The following is a 691-nucleotide window of genomic DNA, read 5'->3' as shown; positions in this document are numbered from 1 at the left end:
CCAGCCAGGTCAGCGTGCTGGGCACCTCGCAGGCGGCAGCGCTGAAGACGTCGCAGATCGCGGCCCTGGGCACGTCGAACCTGATCGCCATCACCACCTCGGACATCCAGGCGCTGGGCACGGGCGCCATCGCCTCGCTGGGCACCACCGACGTGACCACCCTGACCACCAGCCAGATCGTGGCGCTGCGCACGGCGCAGGTGGCATCCCTGAGCACGACCGCGATCGGCGTGCTGGGCACCAGCCAGATCATCGCCATCGAAACGAGCGACGTGGCGGCGCTGAAGACGTCGCAGATCGCCGCCCTGGGCACCTCGAACGTGGTCGCCCTGACCACCAGCCAGGTCACGGCGCTGGGCACGGCCCAGATCGGCGCCATCACCACCTCGGACATGCTGGCCCTGACCACCACCCAGGTCAGCGTGCTGGGCACCTCGCAGGCGGCAGCCCTGAAGACGTCGCAGATCGCGGCCCTGGGCACGTCGGACCTGATCGCCATCACCACCTCGGACATCCAGGCCCTGGGCACGGGCGCCATCGCTTCGCTGGGCAGCACCGACGTCACCACCCTGACCACCAGCCAGATCGTGGCGCTGCGCACGGCGCAGGTGGCATCGCTGACCACCAGCCAGATCGGCATGCTGGGCACCAGCCAGATGATCGCCATCGAAACGAGCGACATCGCCGCGCT

Annotated in this window: 1 pseudogene; it reads left to right on the top strand. The window is 69.5% G+C overall.

Features of this window, described 5'->3' with window-relative positions:
• A pseudogene (locus AC3WOS_RS28555) lies at positions 1–691 on the top strand (heme utilization protein); the annotation flags it as partial.

Source organism: Rugamonas sp. FW305-51, assembly GCF_058786935.1.
This window is presented reverse-complemented; position numbering and strand designations above follow the sequence as displayed.